The following is a 20,876-nucleotide window of genomic DNA, read 5'->3' as shown; positions in this document are numbered from 1 at the left end:
ATACCAATTCTTGCTGCGGCAGGCTCCATGTGATGGCCGGATCGGCGCGCTTACATTTGGCAAAACTTTAGAGTTCGAAAACCTTTGCGGATACACGTAACATACAGGACATCATTTTCACAGGCAGGTCATATCTTTCGGCTACGCTTTTCTATTCACAAATGACAGCAAGCAAAACAAACAACTATGTCTGAAATTAATCGCAGCGATCTCTTTGGAAAACTCGACACCCTGCTGTACCGCGCCCTGGAAGGGGCCACGGCATTTTGTAAACTCCGCGGGAACCCGCATGTGGAACTGGTGCACTGGCTTCATCAGATCATGCACGAGCATGACAGCGATCTGCAGAAAATCATCCGTTATTTCGAACTTAATCCCGATCAGCTGGAGCGCGGCATTGTCGCCACCCTGGACGAGTTGCCGCGGGGCGCCTCGTCGGTTTCCGATCTGTCAGAGCATCTGGATAACGCAACCGAACGCGCCTGGGTATACGGTTCGCTCAAGTATGGCGAAGCGCGTATCCGCAGTGCGCATCTGGTTCTGGGCATTCTCAAGACTCATTCGCTGCGCAATGTGCTTTACGGTATTTCATCTGAATTCAAGAAAATTACACCGGATGTGCTGGCCGATAATCTGCCTGCCATTGTCAGGGACTCTGTTGAACAGCAGGACAGCGCGGCTTTGTCAGAGAGTGGCGCAACAGCGCCTGCTGCCGGGGCTAGCGGCAAGTCTGCGTTGGCACAGTATGCGGTAGACATGACCGCCCGGGCGCGCAACAATGAAATTGATCCGGTATCCGGTCGCGATGAAGAAATTCGGCAGATTGTCGATATCCTGATGCGCCGTCGCCAGAACAATCCGTTGCTCACCGGCGAGGCCGGCGTCGGCAAAACAGCCGTAGTTGAAGGATTGGCGCTGCGGCTGGCCAGCGGCGATGTTCCGCCGTCGCTGCGCGAGGTGTCGCTGTATCTGCTGGATATCGGGCTGTTGTCTGCCGGCGCGAGCATGAAAGGAGAATTTGAATCGCGACTGCGCCAGGTTATTGACGAGGTGCAGGCCAGTGAAAAGCCGATTGTGCTGTTTATAGATGAAATCCATACCTTGATTGGCGCAGGTGGGGCGGCCGGTACAGGGGACGCGGCCAACCTGCTCAAGCCCGCGCTGGCGCGCGGTCAGTTGCGCACGATCGGCGCCACGACCTGGGCGGAATATAAGAAGTACATCGAAAAAGACCCTGCCCTTACGCGCCGCTTTCAGGTGGTGCAGGTGCATGAACCGGCCGAAGCCAAGGCGCTAATTATGTTGCGCGGCCTGGCTGGCAGGCTGGAGTCGCATCATCAGGTACTGCTTCTGGACGAAGCGATTGATGCAGCCGTGCGACTGTCTCACCGTTATATCCCGGCACGCCAGCTTCCGGACAAGGCTGTTGCGCTACTGGATACGGCCTGCGCCCGCGTAGCGGTCAGCCAGCACGCCCAGCCGCCGGCGGTAGAGGATTGCCGGCGGCGCATAGAACATCTGCAGATCGAGCGCGATATTGCGCAGCGGGAATTGCAGGTGGGCGTTGGCAGCGAGGCACGCATCGCCAACATTGACAGCGACCTGGTGGCGGCACGTGACAAGCTGGGCCAGTTGGAAGAAAACTGGCGTACCGAACAGGAACTGGCAGCCAGGTTGTTTGAGTTGCGTCAGGTATTGCGTGATGAAGACACCAGCGAGCAACTGCGTAACGAGACGCTGACCGCGCTGCGGCAAGTGCAGGAGCAACTGGAAGCCCAGCAGGGTGAAGCGCCGCTGATTTTTCCTTCGGTGGACGCCAACGCGGTTGCCGCTGTCGTGGCAGACTGGACGGGTATTCCTGTTGGTCGTATGGTCAAGGACGAGGCCAGTTCGGTATTGCAGTTGTCCGATTCGCTGGAAAAGCGCGTGATCGGCCAGCGAGATGGGCTCGATGCCATCACTCGCCGTATCCAGACGTCTCGTGCCCGCCTTACTGATCCGAATAAACCGGTAGGTGTTTTCCTGCTTTGCGGCCCCAGTGGCGTGGGCAAGACCGAGACGGCACTGGCGCTGGCTGAGACGCTTTATGGCGGCGAGCAGAATCTGATCTCCATTAATATGAGCGAGTTCCAGGAAGCGCATACCGTTTCCACACTCAAGGGAGCGCCGCCCGGATATGTTGGTTATGGCGAAGGTGGCGTGTTGACTGAAGCCGTGCGGCGACGCCCCTACAGCGTGGTTCTGCTCGATGAAGTCGAGAAGGCGCACGCCGATGTGCATGAGATTTTCTTTCAGGTATTCGACAAAGGCTGGATGGAAGACGGTGAAGGCCGCTATATCGACTTTAAAAATACCGTGATTATTCTTACCTCCAATGTAGGTACGGATCGCATCGTGGATCTGTGCAAGGATCCTGATTTGATGCCCGATGCCGAAGGACTGACCGGCGCCTTGCGCGAGCCCTTGCTGGGTGTGTTTCCTGCTGCGCTACTGGGTCGACTGGTGGTGGTGCCTTATTTGCCGCTGTCCGATGAGATGCTGGGCAGTATCGTGCGCCTGCAACTGGGCCGCATCAAGGTGCGTCTGCAGCAAAATCACAATATTGATTTTGACGTAACCGACGCTGCTGTCTCGCAGATCGTCGGACGCTGTACCGAAGTGGAGTCCGGCGGGCGGATGGTGGATGCGATTCTGACCAATACGGTATTGCCTAATGTGAGTCAGGAAATTCTTATGAGCACGATCGAAGGCCGCAGTCTCGCCCGGTTGTCCCTGGATGCGCAGGACGGCGAGTTTGTATATCAATACAGCTGAAAGCCAATCGCGTTGCAATGAAGATTGAAGAAATGCCCGCTAATTTGTCAGCGGGCATTTTTTTCAGAGGATTGGATTCAGGACGGTTGCGCCTCTGCCGATAGTCTGCCTTGCCAGGCGCTTTATTTTTTGCCAGAGTCTTTGTCTTTGTATCCCGAATGCGCCGCGCGTTGCAGCGTCTCAAGAATATTGTCCTGCTTGTGGCTGTCCAGGGCGGTATCTTTGTTCAGTGTCGTCGGGCTGTCGTCGCTGAATATGGTGTGGCGATCTTTGTCCGCACCATCGCTAGGCAATGCATCCAGTGGGTCGCCATCGATCGATGGATGATGCATGCCTTCCGGCTTGAGCAGTTCTACGGGATTATGATGATTGCGATTGGTGGCCGATTCCATGTCAAATGGATGTCGTTCATCGGTAGCATTGCCGCCAACGGGCAGCACGCCGGGACCGCTGAGCAGATCCTTGAAAATATCGTCGGGGTTTTCTTCCGGCACAGGCGCTGCTGCAGGACTGTTGCCCGTATCGGCAGGCGACGCTGCAGGTGCATTTTCCGGCGACGCACGCGATCGTGTCGTGTTGTCTCCCAGGGGCGCGACTGTGGTGTTGGGCACGGGAGCTGGGGGCGGCATCCTGTTAATGGGCGTGCCAAGGGGGTGTTCTTCAGGATAGGAATCCGGCTGCGCTGCGTCAGCGGTATGTTCGGCAGGAGCCTGATAGGCCGGATGCCAGGTGGGCAGGTGCTCGTCACCGCCGGCAGTTGCAGTCGTCGAATCCGGGAAGGCGCGGGCAGTTGTCGTCGCGCCCGCAGCTGCCGTGCCGACAAACGCTGCAGTATCGTATGGGGTCGCGCTCAGGCCCGTGTCGTCAACGGCAGCGGGTCTGGAGGTTGCTGGTGGTCCGTCAACGACAATCAGATAATCGCCCACGGTAATCCGATCGCCGTTGCTTACGTTAGCTTCCTGGGACAGTCCGAGTGGTGTGTCGTTGACAGCAACGCGGCTCATGCTGCTCATATTGAGCACAGTGCCCGTGGCGCCGCCCTCTTGCATGCGGACAATCGCCTGCAGGGTGCTCAGCTCGCCCGATGGATCGGGCAGATTAAGATCATTCTGTTGGCCACGGCCAATCGTGCCGCCGGGCGGCTGCAGCTGACATATAAACGTGGTGGCGTTGTGCAGATGTTGTACGGTCAGTTTCATGATAAGTTCTGCTCCTTGACCGGAGACGGTTGTGGCGTCCCCGTCGTGCCGCGCCAGCCTACTTTGTCAGAGGACGGATGGGCGTAATGCTGCCGCTGGCCTGTGTGCCCGGGCTTGCTGTTTTGCCGGGCTGATGCTGTTCCTGTATTCGCTCAAAAACCGGTCCCCAGGAGGGATGCGATTTTTCGGCGGGAAGCAATGCGAAATTGGGATCCAGTGTCAAAATTTGTTCAAAAGTGCTGGCACAACTGCGCTTGGCTTCAGTCAGGCACTCACTGAATGCCTTGTACTTGAGTGCAGTCGTGTGCAGCGGGACCGAGCCGGTGTTCAGTGTCGGGGTGTTCGTCACTTGCGTAATGACCGCCTCGTATTGTCCTGCCATAAAACTTTCGCGTATCGGCCGAATCTGTACTTCTTCGGACGAGGACAGCGCAGTTGGACCGGAGCTGCTCCACAGGGAGCATGCCGACATCAGGACACCAGCAGCAAGTACACCGGGCAGCAGAAATACACGTGAAGCGTTCATTTTTTTGAATTGAGACATGTTTGTGTAATAGAAATATTTAATAATGCTGTTTGACATAGCCTGTTAATGCAAATGAAATATACCGTTTTATTACGGCGGATGACAAATGCAATCACAAATGCAGATCAGTCACTGTACTGCCATTTCTGCGAAGGAAGTGTCCTTCATTGGAGTGTTTACGGCAACAGGACTGCGTACTAAATATATTAATACCTGTAGATGACAATAACATGTTAAATCGGCAGCGTCGTGCTTAAGAAACGTAAATTATGTAACAGATAGGTAACTTTGGAAAAATACTGTTTAATTTAACTACACCTTAGTTAATTTCAGTAAGAGTATAGGTTTTTGTGCTTGATGTTTTGGTCTGTCACAAACACAATTGAAACTGACGAATTTGCCGGGTGTGCAGGCGCGCTGGCAGACAGGACCTGGCGGGTGCAAACGCCCTTGCCGATGCGTCTGTACGGCGGCTATTGCGGCTATTGTATTTGTTACGCGGTAATGGTCAGACACTGGCACGCTATTTGAATGAGGACATGGCAAATGACATTTATTTATAACAAGATCATGAAGCTGGGAACGGTCGGCCTGATTGCTGCCGGTGTGCTGGCCGGATGCGCATCTACCGAATCTAAAATGGCAGTCCCTTATATCATAGAGTTAAAGGCGGACAGTCAGGTAAACCCTAACGCTTCGGGCAAACCTTCTCCGGTCAAGGTCACTGTCTATGAACTGAAGTCCACCAATGCCTTTGACACGGCAGACTATTTTGCCCTTATGAAGGACCCGCGCGCAGTACTTGGCGATCAGATGCTTGAAGTCAATTCCCGTATCATCAAGCCAGGCAGTACTGAGGAAATCAAGGCATCGGGAAGCACCCAGGCCAAGGCGCTGGGCATTGTTGCCTCGTACCGTGATCTGAACAACAGTCAGTGGCGCCTGGTAGTAGATCTGCCCGAAGCCGAGACGACCAATTTCTACAAATTCTGGCAGTTCTCTCCTGACGAAAAACGTATTCGCATCGATGTGCAGAGAGCCGCTGTCAACGTCAACAAAACAGAACCAAAATAAATTAAATTGCAGATTGTTTTATGAGCATAAAAGATAAAGTAGTCTGGTCGGAGGGGATGTTTCTTCGCCCTCATCATTTTCAGCAGTTCGAACGATTTCTGGAACACAACCTGCGGGTACGCATTGAAAGTATCACAAGTGTGTTCTGGGGGTTTCAGGACCTGGATATTGACATTGATGCCCTGGCGCTGGGCAAGATTGCGCTGAAAAAGGCCACCGGCCTGTTTCCCGATGGCACGCCATTTAGCTTTGACGCCGAATCTGCGCCATTTGCCCTTGAGGTGCCTGCCGGCACCCTGGACAAACGGGTGTACCTGGCGATACCGCGAGTACGCGAAGGCGCTGAAGATGTTGTGTTCGAAGAGACGCCTGATTCCCTGGCGCGCTATAGCGTCATAGAAGACGAAGTTGTCGATACCTGTGAAGTGTCGCTGGGAACGGCGGTGGTCCAGGTCGGACGGTTGCGTTTTCGATTGATGCTTGAGTCCGATTTCGGCGACGAGTGGATCGGCATGCCGCTGGCCTGGATTACCGAACGCAGCGCCGACAACAAGGTCGTCCTTGACTTCACCTATATCGCACCGGTGCTGTCGAGCAATGTGAGTTTTGCCCTGACCAGCTTTATCCGCGAACTCTTCGGACTGCTCAATGCCCGCAGCGAACTGCTGGCGGCGCGTCTGAATCAGCCGGGGCGCGGCGGCGTTGCCGAAGTCTCGGAGTTCCTGATACTGGAAACCATCAATCGCTATCGTGGCGCCTTATGGCATATGATCACACTTGGCAATGTGCATCCGGAGCGCATTTTCCACGACTTTCTGATGCTGGCCAGCGATCTGGCGACCTTTACCGGCACGGGAAAGCGAATGGAAACATTCCCCGCTTATGTGCATGACAATTTGCGACTCAGCTTTGAGCCCTTGATGCAGGTGCTGCGCCGGGCGTTAACGACCATTCTGGAAGAGCAGGCCATTCGCATACCGCTGCACGACAAAGGGCAGGGACTGCGGGTGGGGCAGATTACCGACCCGCACCTGTTGCAGTCTGCCGAATTTATTATTGCCGTTCATGCCGATATGCCGGCCGAACTCACGCGAACCCGCTTTCCGGCACAGGTCAAATTGGGACCGGTCGAACGTATCCGCGATCTGGTGCATCTGCAGTTGCCGGGTGTTTCACTCAAGCCGGTCACCAATGTACCGCGTCAGCTGCCGTACAGTGCCGGGCATATTTATTTTTCTCTGGAAAAAACCGGCGATATGTGGACGCAACTGGAACGCACCGGCGCGCTGGCGCTGCATCTGGCCGGAGACTTTCCGGGGCTGACACTTGAGTTCTGGGCAGTCAGAGAGGATCGGGACAGATAAACATGGCAGAAAATTTCGCGGGGACGCCAATTGGTCCCTGGGCAAACTCCACCGCGGTGCCCGATGCAGGCAAATTGCGGCCCGATGACTATGTCATTAGCGGTTCCAATACACTGGTTGCCGCGGCCAATCCGCTGCTGGTACTGATTCCGCAAATTCGCAATACCCGCTCGCATCCATCGCCCACCCAGTTGCGCGAACACCTGGTCGATGAAGTGCGCCAGTTTGAATTGCGCGCGCAGCATGCAGGCATACGCAACGAGACGATTCTTGGCGCGCGTTATTGTCTGTGCACGGCACTGGATGAAGCGGCGGCGCTTACGCCCTGGGGCGGCGGTGGGATGTGGTCGGCCAATAGCCTGCTGGTCACCTTCCATAACGAGACCTGGGGTGGCGAGAAATTTTTCCAGTTGCTTGCCAAGCTGTCGCAGAACCCGGCGCAGCACATCGACCTGCTGGAGCTGCTTTACTATTGTCTGGTGCTGGGCTTCGAGGGCCGCTATCGGGTCGTGGACAACGGCCGCTCGCAACTGGAAACATTGCGCCAGCGCCTGTTGCTTATCTTGCGCAATGCGCGTGGCCAATATGCCGCCGCATTGTCTCCGCACTGGCAGGATGCGCCGATTTTAAACAAGGTGCGGCGTCTGCCGATTCCCTTGTGGGTATTTGCCGTGCTGGCCGTAGCGCTGGGTTTTCTGTCGTTTCTTGGCTTGCAGTGGAGCCTGGGAGATCGTTCGGACAAACTGTTTGCAGACGTCATTAAAATCAAACCGCCAACGGTGCAGATCAGCGCGCCGCAGGTCAAACGCGAACCAGTCAAAACCAACAGGATTGCGCCGTTTCTTGCACCTGAAATACGCGAAAATTTACTGACCGTTCGTGACGAAGCCGATCGCAGCGTGATTGTGCTGCGCGGCGATGGTCTGTTCGAGTCGGGTGCCGATGCCATCCGCTCCCAATATCTGCCGGTGCTCTCACGCGTGGCCGATGCGCTCAATTCAGTTCAGGGCAATATTCTGGTCACCGGATACAGTGATAATGTACCGATCAAGACCATTAAATATCCCTCCAACTGGGAACTGTCCCAGGCTCGTGCTGACGCCGTCAAAAAACTGCTGGATGAACGCCTGACCGATAAACTGCGGGTGCGTGCGGAGGGTCGCGGAGAGGCCGACCCGGTAGCGCCGAACGATACGGCGGAAAATCGGGCACGCAATCGACGCGTGGAGATTACCTTGCTTGTTTCGCCTGTTGCGCCGGGCTCGTCTGCCCCGGCTGACCCGTCTGCCATGCCCGAGCGGGGAGCGAACCGATGATCAGTCGCTTCTTCAGTTTTCTTTTCAGTCGTGGTCTGTGGGTTTTTCTCGGGCTGCTGGTCATATCGTTCCTGATCTGGACGGTGGGCCCGAGCCTGTCGGTCAATAACTGGTATTTGCTCGATTCCCGGGAGGTGCGTCTTTGGGTGATCGGCACCATTTGGGCCATCTGGCTACTGCGTATTATCTGGCGCAAGTGGCGTGAAGGGCGGCTTAATGCGCAACTGCTGGGCCAATTGCGCAAGCCCAAGCCCGAAGCCGAGCTCAAAGCGATGCCCGAAGCCGAGCGCGCCGAGATCAAGGTCCTGTCTGAGCGGTTCGACGAAGCCATTACGCTGCTGCGCAATTCGCGTTTTGAAGCCGGTGAGAACAAGTCGCCGCTGGCGCGCTTTTCCAAGCAGTATCTGTATCAATTGCCCTGGTACGTATTCATTGGCGCGCCGGGTTCGGGAAAAACAACCGCGCTGGTCAATTCGGGACTCAATTTTCCGTTGGCGGACCGCTTCGGCAAAGTGGCGCTCAAGGGCATCGGCGGTACCCGCAATTGTGATTGGTGGTTCACCGACGAGGCCGTGTTGCTGGATACGGCAGGTCGCTATACCACACACGAAAGCGATCCGACCGGCGATGAGCAGGAGTGGAAGGGGTTTCTGAACCTGCTGACCAAGTATCGTGGACGCCAGCCAATCAACGGCGTGATGCTCACAGTGAGCGTGGCCGATCTGCTGAGTGCGACCGACACGGAACGGGTGGCCCACGCCGCAGTGCTGCGTCGCCGTCTGCAGGAGCTGCGCGAAGAACTGGGTATTCATTTCCCGGTGTACGTGCTGGTGACCAAAACCGACTTGCTGTCCGGGTTCGAAGAGTATTTTGCGACCTTCAGTCGGCAGGAACTGGATCAGATCTGGGGCTTTACGATTCCGTACGAGCAGGCGCAAAAGCCAGACTTCAAGCTGATGACTGCCTATGACGCCGAGTACGAATTGCTGCAGAAACGGCTTTACGAAGCCCTGCCCGATGTGCTGGCTGCAGAGCAGGACGACACGCGACGCGCCTTGGCGTATCTGCTGCCGCAACAGTTTGCCGGCCTGCGCCAGGTGCTGGGGCATTTCCTGAGCGACGTATTTTCCAGTTCCAAGTTTGAATCGGTGGTGATTCCGCGAGGCATTTATTTCACCAGCGGTACGCAAGGCGGCCAGACCTTCGATCGGGTCACCGGCCAGCTCAAGAAATATCTGAAGATCGAGGGCATCCGGGACCAGGGATCAGGCATTCCGCTGGAAACGGGGAAAAGCTACTTCCTGCATAATCTGCTCAAGGATGTGGTCTTTCCCGAGTCCATGCTGGCTGGCCTGAACCTGAAATGGGAACGCCGCTATCGTACGATCCAGTGGGGTGGTTATGTGCTGTTGACTGCCGTTCTTGCCGTTTGCCTGCTGGCGTGGCTCAATAGCTACCGGAACAATCGTAACTATCTTGAGCATGTCGGCGACAAGCTGCCTGGCTTTAATCAACTAAGCCGGGATATCAAGATTACCGAATCGGGCGATGTGCTGGGTCTGGTGCCGTTTATGAATGCGACGACCGACCTGCCCAATGGCAAAGACTTCCCGGTCGAAAGCCCGCCGGTCTGGAATACTTTCGGTCTTTATCAGGGTAGCAAGATCGCTGCGGCGGCCAATAGTATTTACGATGAGACGATCAAACAAGTCCTGTTGCCGCAAGTGTCGCGACGTATCGAAAATGCGCTGGAAAATGCCCCGCCCGACGATCTGGAATACTCGTACGAGGCCTTGCGTGCCTATCTCATGATGTACGATACCGAGCATTACGATCCGTCGTTTTTGCAGTCGTGGGTACTGTCCGATATGCAGAAAATTCTGCCCGCAGGCTACACCACGCAGGATTATGATCAGCTCAAGCTGCATATCAACCGGCTGTTCAACAACGGGGTGATGTCTTCACCGTTTCCCAGGAATGACGCGCTGATCGAGCGGGTGCGGGGCAATCTTGATCGCCATGCGCTGGCCGAACGGGTGTACAGCCGCATGCTGCGCCTGTTGTCCGGCCAGAGCCTGACACAAAGCACCTTTATCACACTGGGTGGCGCTGAAGCCTCTACGGTTTTTTTTCGCAAAAGCGGCAAGCCCCTCAATGAGGGGATCCCCGGGCTGTATACCTACAACGGCTACTGGAACGTCTTTAGCAAGAGCGTAGAGAATGTCGCCACGCAGTTGCGCGAAGACGACACATGGGTGCTTGAGATCAAGGCCGGCAGCTTTGCCGATGGCAGCAATCGCAAGCTGTTCGAAGATGTAAAAAAAAGATACTTTGACGACTATGTGCAGTACTGGGACAACTATCTGGCCGATGTGTCGGTGCGCAAACCGCAGACGATGCTACAGAGCATAGAAATCGCCCGCAGCCTGTCCTCGTCCAATTCACCACTGGTCAAGTTTGTCAAAGGGGTCGCCCTGGAGACCACGCTGCTGCGCGAGGACGAAGCGAATCAGCGCTCCCTGCTCGACCGGGCGCGGGAACGGGTGTCCGGTTCGACCCAGTCGCTCGAATCCATGTTCGGCGCAACTGGGATCGATAATCCGATACGCCGCGATGCAACCAAAGAGAAGCTGGAAAAAATTGTCGATAACCATTTTGTGCAGTATCGCGAACTGGCCCGCAGTGCAGGCCAGGGCGTGCCCCCGCCGATAGAGGGCACGACGGGGCTGCTCAATGAACTGTACACCTATCTGACCGCGGCCGATACCGCCTTGCGCAGCCAGAGTCCGCTGCCACCGGCAGATGTCTTGACCAAGCTGCAGGCCGAGGCGGGGCGGGTGCCCCCGGCAGTAGGCGGCGTGCTGACAGATCTGTCGGTCACCGCTTCACGGCAGGTGGCCGGGGTTCGTCAGGAAAAGGTGGGTGAGGACGTGAATGCCGTGCTTGGCAATTTCTGTCGGCGTTCGATTGCCGGCCGGTATCCGTTTGGCAATTCATCCAAGGATGTGGCGCCCAATGACTTTGCGCGTTTCTTTGGTCCCCAGCAGATGATGGACCAGTTCTTCCGTGAAAACCTGGCCAGCCTGGTCGATATGAGTGGCGGCAAATGGCGCTTCAAGCCCGGCATCGATGGCAGCAAGGGTGGCGTTGCAGGCTTTCTTGACTCCTTTGAAAAAGCATCGGTCATCCGCGATGTCTATTTTGCTGCCGGCAAATTGGAGCCGTCATTCAAGGTTGCGGTTCGTCCGATCGATATGGATCCGGAAATCACGCAGATGGTGATGGAAGTGGACGGGCAGACGCTGACCTACGCCCATGGCCCCCAAGTGGGCACGACCATGGAGTGGCCTGGTAAGCAGGGCAGTAACCAGGTCACGATCAGTCTGCAGCCGCAAATCGGCACCTCGGGCATTTCCGCATCAGGTCCCTGGGCGCTCAATCGCCTGCTGGACCGCGCCAGCCAGCGTCAGGGACGCTCACCGGAAGTGACGGTCGCCACCTTCAATATCGGTGGTCGTCGGGTGACCCTGGAATTTGCCGCCTATTCGGCCAAAAGTCCATTTCGCCTGAGCGATATGCGCAGTTTCAGATGTCCAGGGAAGGGTTAGACATGGGCGGAATCAGTATTGACCAACTTTCCGAATCGCTGGGCTGGTATGGAAAAATGCCCTCCAGTGGTGATTTTGTGCATCGACGGCTCGATCAGAGCCTGATCGGCTGGTGGCACCGTTGGCTCAGTTCGGGTCTTGTTGCCATGCATGAATCGGTGTTGCTGTCGGCCGAGCAGGAATATCTGAGTGCGCCCATCTGGAATTTCCTGATTCCCGCTTCGCTCGGGTGCGATATGGTGCAGATGGGATGTCTGGCGCCAAGCCGCGACCGGGTGGGACGCGCCTATCCATTGATGGCGGTTCTATATGTGCCGGCAACGCAGTACGAAGCGCAGCAGGTGTCGGGTTCGGGGCGGTTTTACGAGCAGCTGGGGCGCAGCCTGCTGGCTGCCGTCGGACATGGCTGCTCGGCCACGCAGTTCGAGCAGAATATCCAGGGGGCTCGCGGCACGTTGACGCAAATGCTGACACGCGCTTCTACGCAAATGATAGAAGACGATGGCAGCAGTGATATTCTGGATATTCTGAACGGCGGCCATGAAACTGCGCCGATTGAAAAGCTGGACCAGAACGACTCGCGCTGGCCGGAGCTGGCCCTATGCTTTAACAGCGATGCACATAACAGTTACTGGTGGACCAACCAGGCCAATGGTGCTGCGCAAAAGTCCATGGTGCATGGCGGCGCGTTGAATATTACACTGTTCAATTCGCTGTTTATCACGCACACCAATTTCAGATTGTAGCTATTTACCGATTAATGCATTTGACAAGCCTGGCATAGGAAACAACATTATGGCGACCTCGTTACAGGACCTTATAAGCAACGTCGACCCCTCATGGCAGCCGCTGGAAAAGACCGGATTGGGGACAGGATCTGCATCACAGGGACAGCTGGAAGATCTGGTGCTGGATTTGCTGCCACAACTGAAGGCACTACATGCACAGCAGCGTGCCTATGGTCTGTGGTCCATGCAAACCGTTTTTCTGGACCCGGTAGGCCGTGCCAAGCTACTGCCGGGTGTCGGCCAGCCTTTTGTCAAGCAAGGGACCCACGTTGTGCCGGGCACGGAAGCCTTTTCCGCCATCGAGTTGCAGACTGACGATGCGGCTTGGCGTATCGGCCCCTGGACCGACGTTTACGGCCTGGGCGCCCTGTTGCGGGCCATGATTTGCGGGCAGACGCCGCAAAGCCCGGTGCGTCGTTTTGTCAAGGATACGCAGGAACCGCTGGCGGCAGCGGCGCCTGCGGGCTATTCGCGCCAGTTTCTGCGCACGGTGGATTTGAGCACGGTGCTGCAGTCTGCCTTGCGTTTGCAATCGGTCGATGAACTATCGTCCATGATGGGATTGTCGGCCGCCACACCGGCTATGCCGGTGGCGCCTTCGACATCGGGCGGCATAGCGGTGCCCGGCGCGGTTGCAGGTGGTCTGGCCGCTCAGGGAATCCTGAGCCCCGCAGCAGGCAGCGGTAGGCGTGAGGACGAGGGAAGCGGGCAGCCACCAGCCGCGGAGCAGGAGTCGACACACCAGACTGAGCAGGCACGACAGGCTCAGGAAGAAGCCCTGCGTAATGCCCAGGAGGCTGAAGCAGCACAGGCTGAGCAGGCTCGGCAAGCGCAAGCCAGCGAGCAAGCTGCCAGACAGGAACAGATCCGCGCAGAACAAGCCAGAGCAGAACAAGTCAGGGCAGAGCAGGCCAGAGCAGAGCAGGCCAGGGCAGAACAAGCCAGGGTAGAACAAGCCAGGGCAGAACAAGCCAGGGCAGAACAGGCGCAAAGCCAGTCGCGCCGCGATGCTGCTACATCCACGAGCGCGGGGGCAAACGAAACGCAGCCTCATCACGATGAAAGTGAACGCGCCAGACTGGCCGCCATGGGTACTACCGGCGTAGCCGGTGCGGCGGGTGCGGCTCATCTGGCAAGTGAACAGGGTAGTGCCGATCATCAAGCGGCTGCAGCGACCGACACTGCTGCGGCTGGCAACGTGACTGCAACATCGGACGCGCCGACAGACGCAGGCGCTGGCGAGCAAAAAGCCGTGGCGGGTAGTCATGGGGCAGCGGCAAGAGAGACAGACAGCGGCGGCGTGTCCGGTTCTCCGCCGGCCGCCCCCGGGGGCGGCGGACCTGCTGCCCCTGCGCCACCCCGGGAGGAAAAAAAGAATGCGCCGGTGCTGCTGATTGCCCTTGTGTTGGCTGCCATCGCAGCAGGCGCCTATTTCGGTTTTGGGGGTCAAAAAGAGGCCGACACGCCCCCGGTGGCGACCTCTACTGAACCGGCAACGCCGCAGGCGCCCGCCACCACTGCAACCCCATCGGCGACGGCCGACCAGGCTGGCGAACCTTCCTCTGACACATCGCAGTCACCTTCAGAGGCTGCGCCGGCAACCGATGCGGCTACAGCTGCGGATAATGCTGCATCAACAGATGCCGGTAATGTCGAGAGCACAGCCGCATCGGGTGCGGCAGGACAGTCTTCGCCGGCAGCCGCGCCGACGGGTGAAGCTGCGGGTCAGGACCCGGCCATCAGCAATACTGCACCGGTGACCGATTCGGCGCAAACGGCGGCGAGCACACCGCCTGCCGCTAACGAGCCGGCTTCCGGCCCAGGCAATGCGCAGTCGGCTGCAGCGACCGCGGCCACTGCACCGTCGGCAACGGGCGCCAGCCCCATGCCCACGGAGCAAAGCAATACGCTGAGCGCCACCGGCGGGACCGCTGCGCAGATGCCAGGGGCTGCGGATAGCGCTGTTGCCAACGACCAGGCCACTGCAGAGCAGGCACGTCGTGAGCAGGAAGCTCGACGCATCGAAGAAGCAACCAAGGCAGAAGAGGCGCGTCTGGCTGCGGCAAGCCAACAACCTTCATCGGCAGCGCCTGCAGCAGGTACGGCTGGGGATACTGCTGCGAGTACACCGGCAGCGCCCGAGACAGCCACACAGGGCGCACTGTCGGGACGCACCAGTACGTTTGTCCAGGAGACACCCTCCGCCGCTGCTGGCAGCACCAGTCCGGCTGCTGGTGCAGAGGTGCCAACAGAAAGCGGCACGCCAGCGGCTACCGGGGCCGAAACTGCAGCCAATAACACTGCCAATACCAATGCGGTCACGGACAATCAGGCGGCAACGAGTCCCGCCAGCGCCGCTGCTGCGGACCAAACATCCACGGCGCAAAGCGCTGCACCGGCTTCGGGCATAAACGAGTCCGTTGAAATGAAAGCGGCTGATGCTGCGCGCGAAGAGGAAGCGAATCAGGCCAAAGAGCAGGCGGCGCTGGAGAAAGCCCGCCAGCAAGATGCGCGCCTGAAAAAAGAGCGTGAACGCCGACGTGCTGCCGAGGCACGTGCCGAGCGAAGCGCAGGCGCTACACGCAGTACCTCAAAAGGTACGGTTTCCTTTGTGATACGGCCGTGGGGCAATGTGTTCATCAACGGACGATCTCGCGGCGCCAGCCCGCCATTTCGCAGTGTGCAGTTGGCTCCCGGCACCTATAATGTGATGATTACAAACGGGGATTTGCCGCGTTATGTCCGGGTGATTACCGTCAAGGCCGGTGAAAATATCACCGTTGTACACCAATTCCAGTAACATGCGAGGTACGATCAATCACTAATACGGATGTTCACGGAATGAAAAGGGTAGTATTGTGCAGGTTTTTGCTTCCTGGAGCCTGTGCTGCATTCTTGCTGCTGCATGCTGGCCCGGCCTCGGCACAAAGCGCGGGTGGCTATAAGCCCGAGTATTCGCTTTCCTTTGTATCCGATGAGCGGATTGCCATCGGGCGCACCGCCAAACGCTGGCGCGAGCTGGTGGCGGAAAAAACCGAAGGGCGTGTAAATATCCGCATGTATCCCAACGCGTCGCTGGTCAAAGGCGAGCAGACCCGTGAAGCGACGGCGGTGCGCCAGGGGGTGGCCGATATGGCTGTTGCTTCGGCCAGCAACTGGTCAAGCCAGTTTCGCGCGCTGTCGATATTTTCTCTTCCCTTTTTTGTTCCCGATATTGACGGGACTGCGGCATTGATTCGTGGCGACCTGGGCAACCTGGTACGGGACAATATGGACAAGGCGGGTATTGTGACCCTGGCCTGGGGCTCATCGGGCTATCGTCAGCTAAGTAATGCGCTGCGACCTGTGCAGGCGCCTGCCGACTTGAAGGGTATGCGTATTCGTGTGATTGGTTTGCCGCTGTTCATGGACTTTTTCAAGGCCCTGGGCGCAGCGCCGGTGCAGCTGAATCTGACAGGGGTGCCCGATGCGTTGCAGAAAAAGGCCATTGATGGCCAGGATAATCCGCTCTCGGTATTTACCGGCTTCAAGTTCAATGAAATGGGCCAGAAATACCTGACGGTGTGGAATTATCCGGCAGAGCCAATTTTTATTGCAGTCAATAAAAATGTCTGGAATAACTGGTCGCGTGAAGACCAGCAACAAGTGCGCGCAGCAGCCGAGCAGGCCATCAGCGAAACCGCGCCGATTCTGACGTCGCAGGCTGCAACCCAGGCAGTGGATGAAACGGTTGGCCAACTGGAGCAGGCCGGTGTACAAGTGACGCGGTTGACTAATCAGCAGAGGGCGGCATTCAAAAATGCCGCATCCGGCGTGCTGCAGAATTGGTCCGAGAGAATCGGGCAGGATCTGATCACCATCGCCAACGCTGATATCAAACGCGGACCGAAATTGCCGCCGGCCAGTGATCCGGCAGCAGTCCCGGCATCTGCCGTACCGGCTTCACCGAATCCCGAGCCGCCCCCTGTTGATGAGGCCGCCCCGGCTGCAAGCGGCGCCGAACTGGATAAGGCGGGGCAGAGCACGCCCACCGCTACCGATACTGGCCGCTAACGCCTGGGCAACGTCTCCAAGGCAGAATCTCCAAAGGAAAAATGGTGCGCCGGACCCAAAGGCAGTTCCCTTGCCCGGCGCAGCGGGCGTGACGGTTTGTACCCGCTATCCAGGCCCCCTGCAACCACTAAGCGATCGTCATCAGGCTTGCATTGCCGCCAGCCGCAGCGGTATTGGTGCTGATGCTTTGTTCGTGCACCAGGCCGCTGATGGCATAGCGATGCCCATGTGTAATTTCATCGGTTTGCAGGCCCTGGGCAATAACAATCGGCCCTTTTTTTGCGGCCAGTTGCAAGTTCAAGCGGCGCAGGGTATCGCCATCGCCTTCGAACAGTGCCGCATCCAGGACCGCGTCATCGATCCGCTCTTCGGCAATAAACTCAATGCGCTGCCGGTTGTCTGCATTTGCGATTGCGCCGATCCAGCCCCGTACCGAAGGTGTGTCCACAAACAAGGCCTGGTTGCCGGTTTCAAGAATTTGCTCCAGCTGCAGGCGTGCGCCTTCAGCCGAGGCAGGCCAGGCCAGCACCGTACCCCGGGGTACAAGGCGATAGACATTGGTCTCTCCGGTGGGGCCGGGCAAGAGCGTGCCGGCAGGATTGAGGCCCGGCAGATCAATGCCTCTTGGCATGTCGTCATTGCCCTGCGACAGCAGGCGATACAGGTACAGGGGGCCGCCCGCTTTGGGGCCGGTTCCCGACAGTCCCTGGCCGCCGAAAGGTTGAACCCCTACCACGGCGCCCACGATATTACGGTTGACATAAATATTGCCGGCATGGATACGGTTGCTGACGCGGGCGATGGTCTCATCGATGCGCGAATGGATGCCGAATGTCAGGCCATAGCCGGTCGCATTGATTTTGTCGACCAGTGCATCCAGCTCTGGCCGTTTGTAGCGCACCACGTGCAGTACGGGGCCGAATACTTCGCGCTCAAGCTCGCTGATGTCATTGAGCTCGATAATTGCCGGTGAGACAAAAGTGCCTTTTTCGGTGGACGCGTCCATTGGCAGCTGTTCCACCGCATGTCCTGACTGGCGCATTTTGAGTATATGGCGCTCGATGATCTGGCGCGCCTGCGCGTCGATGACCGGACCCACATCGGTAGACAGCAGATCGGGGCAGCCTACCGACAATTCCTTCATGGCGCCCTTGATCATGGTTAGTACGTGATCGGCAGCATCTTCCTGAATACACAGCACCCGCAGGGCAGAGCAGCGCTGACCGGCAGAATCAAACGCGGAGTTGAGCACGTCGTAGACAACCTGTTCTGCCAGGGCAGAGGAGTCTACGATCAGGGCGTTCTGGCCCCCGGTCTCGGCAATCAGCGGGATCGGGTGGCCGTGGTTGTCCAGGCGGCCGGCCAGCTTGCCGGCAATAATGCGCGCCACTTCGGTGGAGCCGGTAAACATCACGCCGCGAATGTCCGGGTGCGACACGAGCTGATCGCCTACGGTTTCGCCCGCGCCTGGCAGCAGCTGTACCGCTTCTTTGGGGATGCCGGCTTCATGCAGGATGGCCACGGCCTGCGCCGCAATCAATGGGGTCTGCTCGGCCGGTTTGGCCAGTACGGTGTTTCCGGCTGCCAGCGCGGCGCTGACCTGCCCGGTGAAGATTGCCAGCGGGAAGTTCCAGGGGCTGATGCACAGCACCGGTCCCAGTGGACGATGATGGTCTTCATTGAAGTTGTCTTCGATCTGATCGGCATAATAGCGCAGGAAGTCTACGGCTTCGCGCACCTCGGCAATGGCGTTGGGCAGCGATTTACCGGCTTCGCGCACGATCAGGCCAAGCAATGGCTGCATGCGCGACTCCAGCAACTGCGCGGCACGGCGCAGGGCATTGGCCCGGTCTTCGATGGGCGTGGCTTGCCAGATAGGCGCCATCGTGGTGGCTGCAGCCATGGCCTGGTCCACATCCTGCGTACTCGCTTCAATCACTTGCCCGACCACATCGCGATGGTCGGCTGGATTGAGCATAGGCTTGCGGTTTGCGGTGTCGCTTTCGCTGCTGTCGGCGTTGTACAGCGTGGGTGCGGCCAGCCAGGGCTGGGTGGCGCCATTGAGTAGCGCCGCGGCAAGAGAGCCCAGGCGATGCTCGTTGCTCAGGTCCAGACCGCTGGAATTGCGTCTGCCGGGTTTGCCATCGGTGTTGTACAAATCGCGCGGCAGCGCAATTTTCTCGTGCGGCGCGCCCAGCGGCGTTATGGCGCTGGCCACCTCGATCGGATTGGCAACCAGTGTATTGATATCAATGTTATCGTCGCCGATCTGATTGACAAATGACGTATTGGCGCCGTTTTCCAGCAGGCGTCGCACCAGATAGGCCAGCAGCGTTTCGTGTGTGCCAACGGGTGCATAAATACGGCAGGGACGATTCAGCTTCTTGCTGCCGACCACTTCGGAATACAGTGGTTCACCCATGCCATGCAGGCACTGAAATTCATACTGGCCTGGGTAGTAATTGTTTCCTGCCAGGTGATAAATGGCAGCCAGCGTTTGCGCATTGTGCGTGGCAAATTGCGGGTACACGGCATCGGGCGCCGACAGCAGTTTGCGGGCACAAGCCAGGTAGGAGACATCGGTGTAGACCTTGCGGGTATACACCGGATAGCCTTCCAGGCCATCCAGTTGCGCGCGTTTGATTTCGGTGTCCCAGTAGGCGCCCTTGACCAGTCGGATCATCAGGCGGTGGCGGGTGCGGCGACCCAGATCAATAACATAATCAATCACATGAGGGGCGCGTTTCTGATAGGTCTGGATCACAAACCCGATGCCATTCCAGCCTTCGAATTCACGCGTCGCACAAAGCGCTTCCAGCAAATCCAGCGAGAGTTCAAGCCGGTCGGCCTCTTCAGCGTCGATGTTCAGGCCTACATCGTAGGAGCGGGCCAGACGCGTCAGCGCAACCAGGCGCGGCAGCAGTTCGCTCATGATGCGGTCGCGCTGGGCGCGCGAGTACCGTGGGTGCAGGGCGGACAGTTTGATGGAAATGCCCGGCCCTTCATAAATGCCCCGCCCGCCGGAGGCTTTGCCGATGGCATGAATCGCCTGTTCGTATGATTCATAATAACGCTGTGCGTCGGCCGCCGTGGTGGCAGCTTCGCCCAGCATATCGTAACTGTAGCGAAAGCCCTCGGCCTCGAATTTGCGGCTGTTGGCCAGGGCCGACGAAATAGTCTGGCCCGATACAAATTGTTCGCCCATCATGCGCATGGCCATGTTCACGCCCTGCCTGATAAGCGGCTCGCCGCCTTTTGCAATCATGCGCGTCAGGGCTTTGGACAGGTTCTGCTCGCTGTTGACGGCCACCAGTCTGCCTGTGAGCATAAGCCCCCAGGTGGCGGCGTTGACGAACAGGGAGGGAGAGCTGCCCATATGCGATTTCCAGTCGCCATGACTGATTTTGTCGCGGATAAGCGCATCGCGCGTGGCGCGGTCCGGGATGCGCAACAGCGCTTCGGCCAGGCACATGAGTGCGACGCCTTCCTGGCTGGATAGGGCAAATTCATGGATCAGGCCTTCGACACCGCCGCCGGGGCTTTTTTCTTTGAGCGACTTGACCAGTTTGAGCGCCAGTTCCCGTGTCTGTTCGGGCTTGACCAATGCGGCCTGTTCCAGCAGCAATGGCACGCATTCGGGCTCGGGCCGGCGATATGCCGAAGTGATGGCGGCGCGCAACACCGATTGCGGCTGCACGTCCTGGCCGAACGCGTAGAAAGGCGGCTTGCGGCTGTCCTGCTGATAGGTCACGGCGCCGTCATTGTCCGTGGCGGCCGGCGCCAGATGCCGAAGCTCGTCGGGCGTCAGGCCGCGTTCGATCTGTTCCAGATACGTAATCAGGGCCTGTTTGTGCAGCCAGTGCGGGGTACAGTTCAATTTGTCTGCGTGATATTGAAGGCGGTTTTTCAGGTCGGTATCGACCTTGATGCCTAGTGTAGTAGTCGTAGCCATATGCAACTCAAGTCTGGTTCGGGTGATGACGCTGAGCGTACCGAATCTGTGGCTAAATTAATATTAGGGTTAACCCTTTATTTTTAGGTTAACCTTTGGATTTATTGACTTATTTGTTGATATTGGTTTGATGGAAAATCAGGTTAACCGCAGGCGGGTGGTTTGCTTGAGCGTGGGGTGGG

The 20,876-nt window shown here is 57.8% G+C and carries 11 protein-coding genes; 8 read left to right on the top strand and 3 right to left on the bottom strand.

The features are described from left to right. Window positions 1-186 precede the first annotated feature (186 nt). Window positions 187-2,814: a type VI secretion system ATPase TssH gene (gene tssH, locus INT32_RS08940; protein WP_193088383.1), complete on the top strand. Its 2,628-nt coding sequence runs from the start codon at window positions 187-189 to the stop codon at window positions 2,812-2,814. Window positions 2,815-2,936: 122 nt separating this feature from the next. Here tssH and INT32_RS08935 read toward each other — a convergent pair whose 3' ends face one another. Continuing rightward, on the bottom strand, window positions 2,937-4,013 hold the full coding sequence (locus tag INT32_RS08935) for an FHA domain-containing protein (RefSeq protein ID WP_193088382.1): 1,077 nt from the start codon (window positions 4,011-4,013) through the stop codon (window positions 2,937-2,939). A gap of 58 nt (window positions 4,014-4,071) precedes the next feature. Continuing rightward, window positions 4,072-4,539, bottom strand: a complete 468-nt coding sequence (locus tag INT32_RS08930) for a TssQ family T6SS-associated lipoprotein (RefSeq protein ID WP_193088381.1) — start codon at window positions 4,537-4,539, stop codon at window positions 4,072-4,074. Window positions 4,540-5,085: 546 nt separating this feature from the next. Here INT32_RS08930 and tssJ point away from each other — a divergent pair. Genes tssJ through dctP form a run of 7 tightly spaced genes read left to right on the top strand, consistent with a single transcriptional unit; the run spans window position 5,086 to window position 16,742 of the window. Continuing rightward, complete coding sequence (tssJ, locus tag INT32_RS08925; protein WP_193088380.1) at window positions 5,086-5,613, top strand: type VI secretion system lipoprotein TssJ; 528 nt, start codon at window positions 5,086-5,088, stop codon at window positions 5,611-5,613. A gap of 20 nt (window positions 5,614-5,633) precedes the next feature. Continuing rightward, complete coding sequence (tssK, locus tag INT32_RS08920) at window positions 5,634-6,977, top strand: type VI secretion system baseplate subunit TssK (RefSeq protein ID WP_193088379.1); 1,344 nt, start codon at window positions 5,634-5,636, stop codon at window positions 6,975-6,977. 2 nt (window positions 6,978-6,979) lie between these two features. Beyond that, complete coding sequence (locus INT32_RS08915; protein WP_193088378.1) at window positions 6,980-8,293, top strand: DotU family type VI secretion system protein; 1,314 nt, start codon at window positions 6,980-6,982, stop codon at window positions 8,291-8,293. Then, window positions 8,290-11,901 (top strand): type VI secretion system membrane subunit TssM, encoded by a 3,612-nt coding sequence (gene tssM, locus INT32_RS08910; RefSeq protein ID WP_193088377.1) that lies wholly within the window; start codon window positions 8,290-8,292, stop codon window positions 11,899-11,901. The genes INT32_RS08915 and tssM overlap by 4 nt, the downstream gene beginning before the upstream one ends. A gap of 2 nt (window positions 11,902-11,903) precedes the next feature. Beyond that, on the top strand, window positions 11,904-12,647 hold the full coding sequence (tagF, locus tag INT32_RS08905; RefSeq protein ID WP_193088376.1) for a type VI secretion system-associated protein TagF: 744 nt from the start codon (window positions 11,904-11,906) through the stop codon (window positions 12,645-12,647). A gap of 49 nt (window positions 12,648-12,696) precedes the next feature. Further along, window positions 12,697-15,489, top strand: a complete 2,793-nt coding sequence (locus INT32_RS08900) for a hypothetical protein (RefSeq protein WP_193088375.1) — start codon at window positions 12,697-12,699, stop codon at window positions 15,487-15,489. Window positions 15,490-15,530: 41 nt separating this feature from the next. After that, complete coding sequence (gene dctP, locus INT32_RS08895) at window positions 15,531-16,742, top strand: TRAP transporter substrate-binding protein DctP (RefSeq protein ID WP_226816811.1); 1,212 nt, start codon at window positions 15,531-15,533, stop codon at window positions 16,740-16,742. Between the two features lie 127 nt (window positions 16,743-16,869). Here the strand turns inward: dctP and putA are convergent, their stop codons facing one another. Next, window positions 16,870-20,694: a trifunctional transcriptional regulator/proline dehydrogenase/L-glutamate gamma-semialdehyde dehydrogenase gene (putA, locus tag INT32_RS08890; protein WP_193088373.1), complete on the bottom strand. Its 3,825-nt coding sequence runs from the start codon at window positions 20,692-20,694 to the stop codon at window positions 16,870-16,872. Window positions 20,695-20,876 lie beyond the last annotated feature (182 nt).

The sequence above is a fragment of the Advenella sp. FME57 genome, from assembly GCF_014897675.1.
Lineage (GTDB): Bacteria > Pseudomonadota > Gammaproteobacteria > Burkholderiales > Burkholderiaceae_B > Advenella.
The sequence above is the reverse complement of the archived record's forward strand: the minus strand, read 5'-3'. Positions and strand labels throughout refer to the sequence as shown.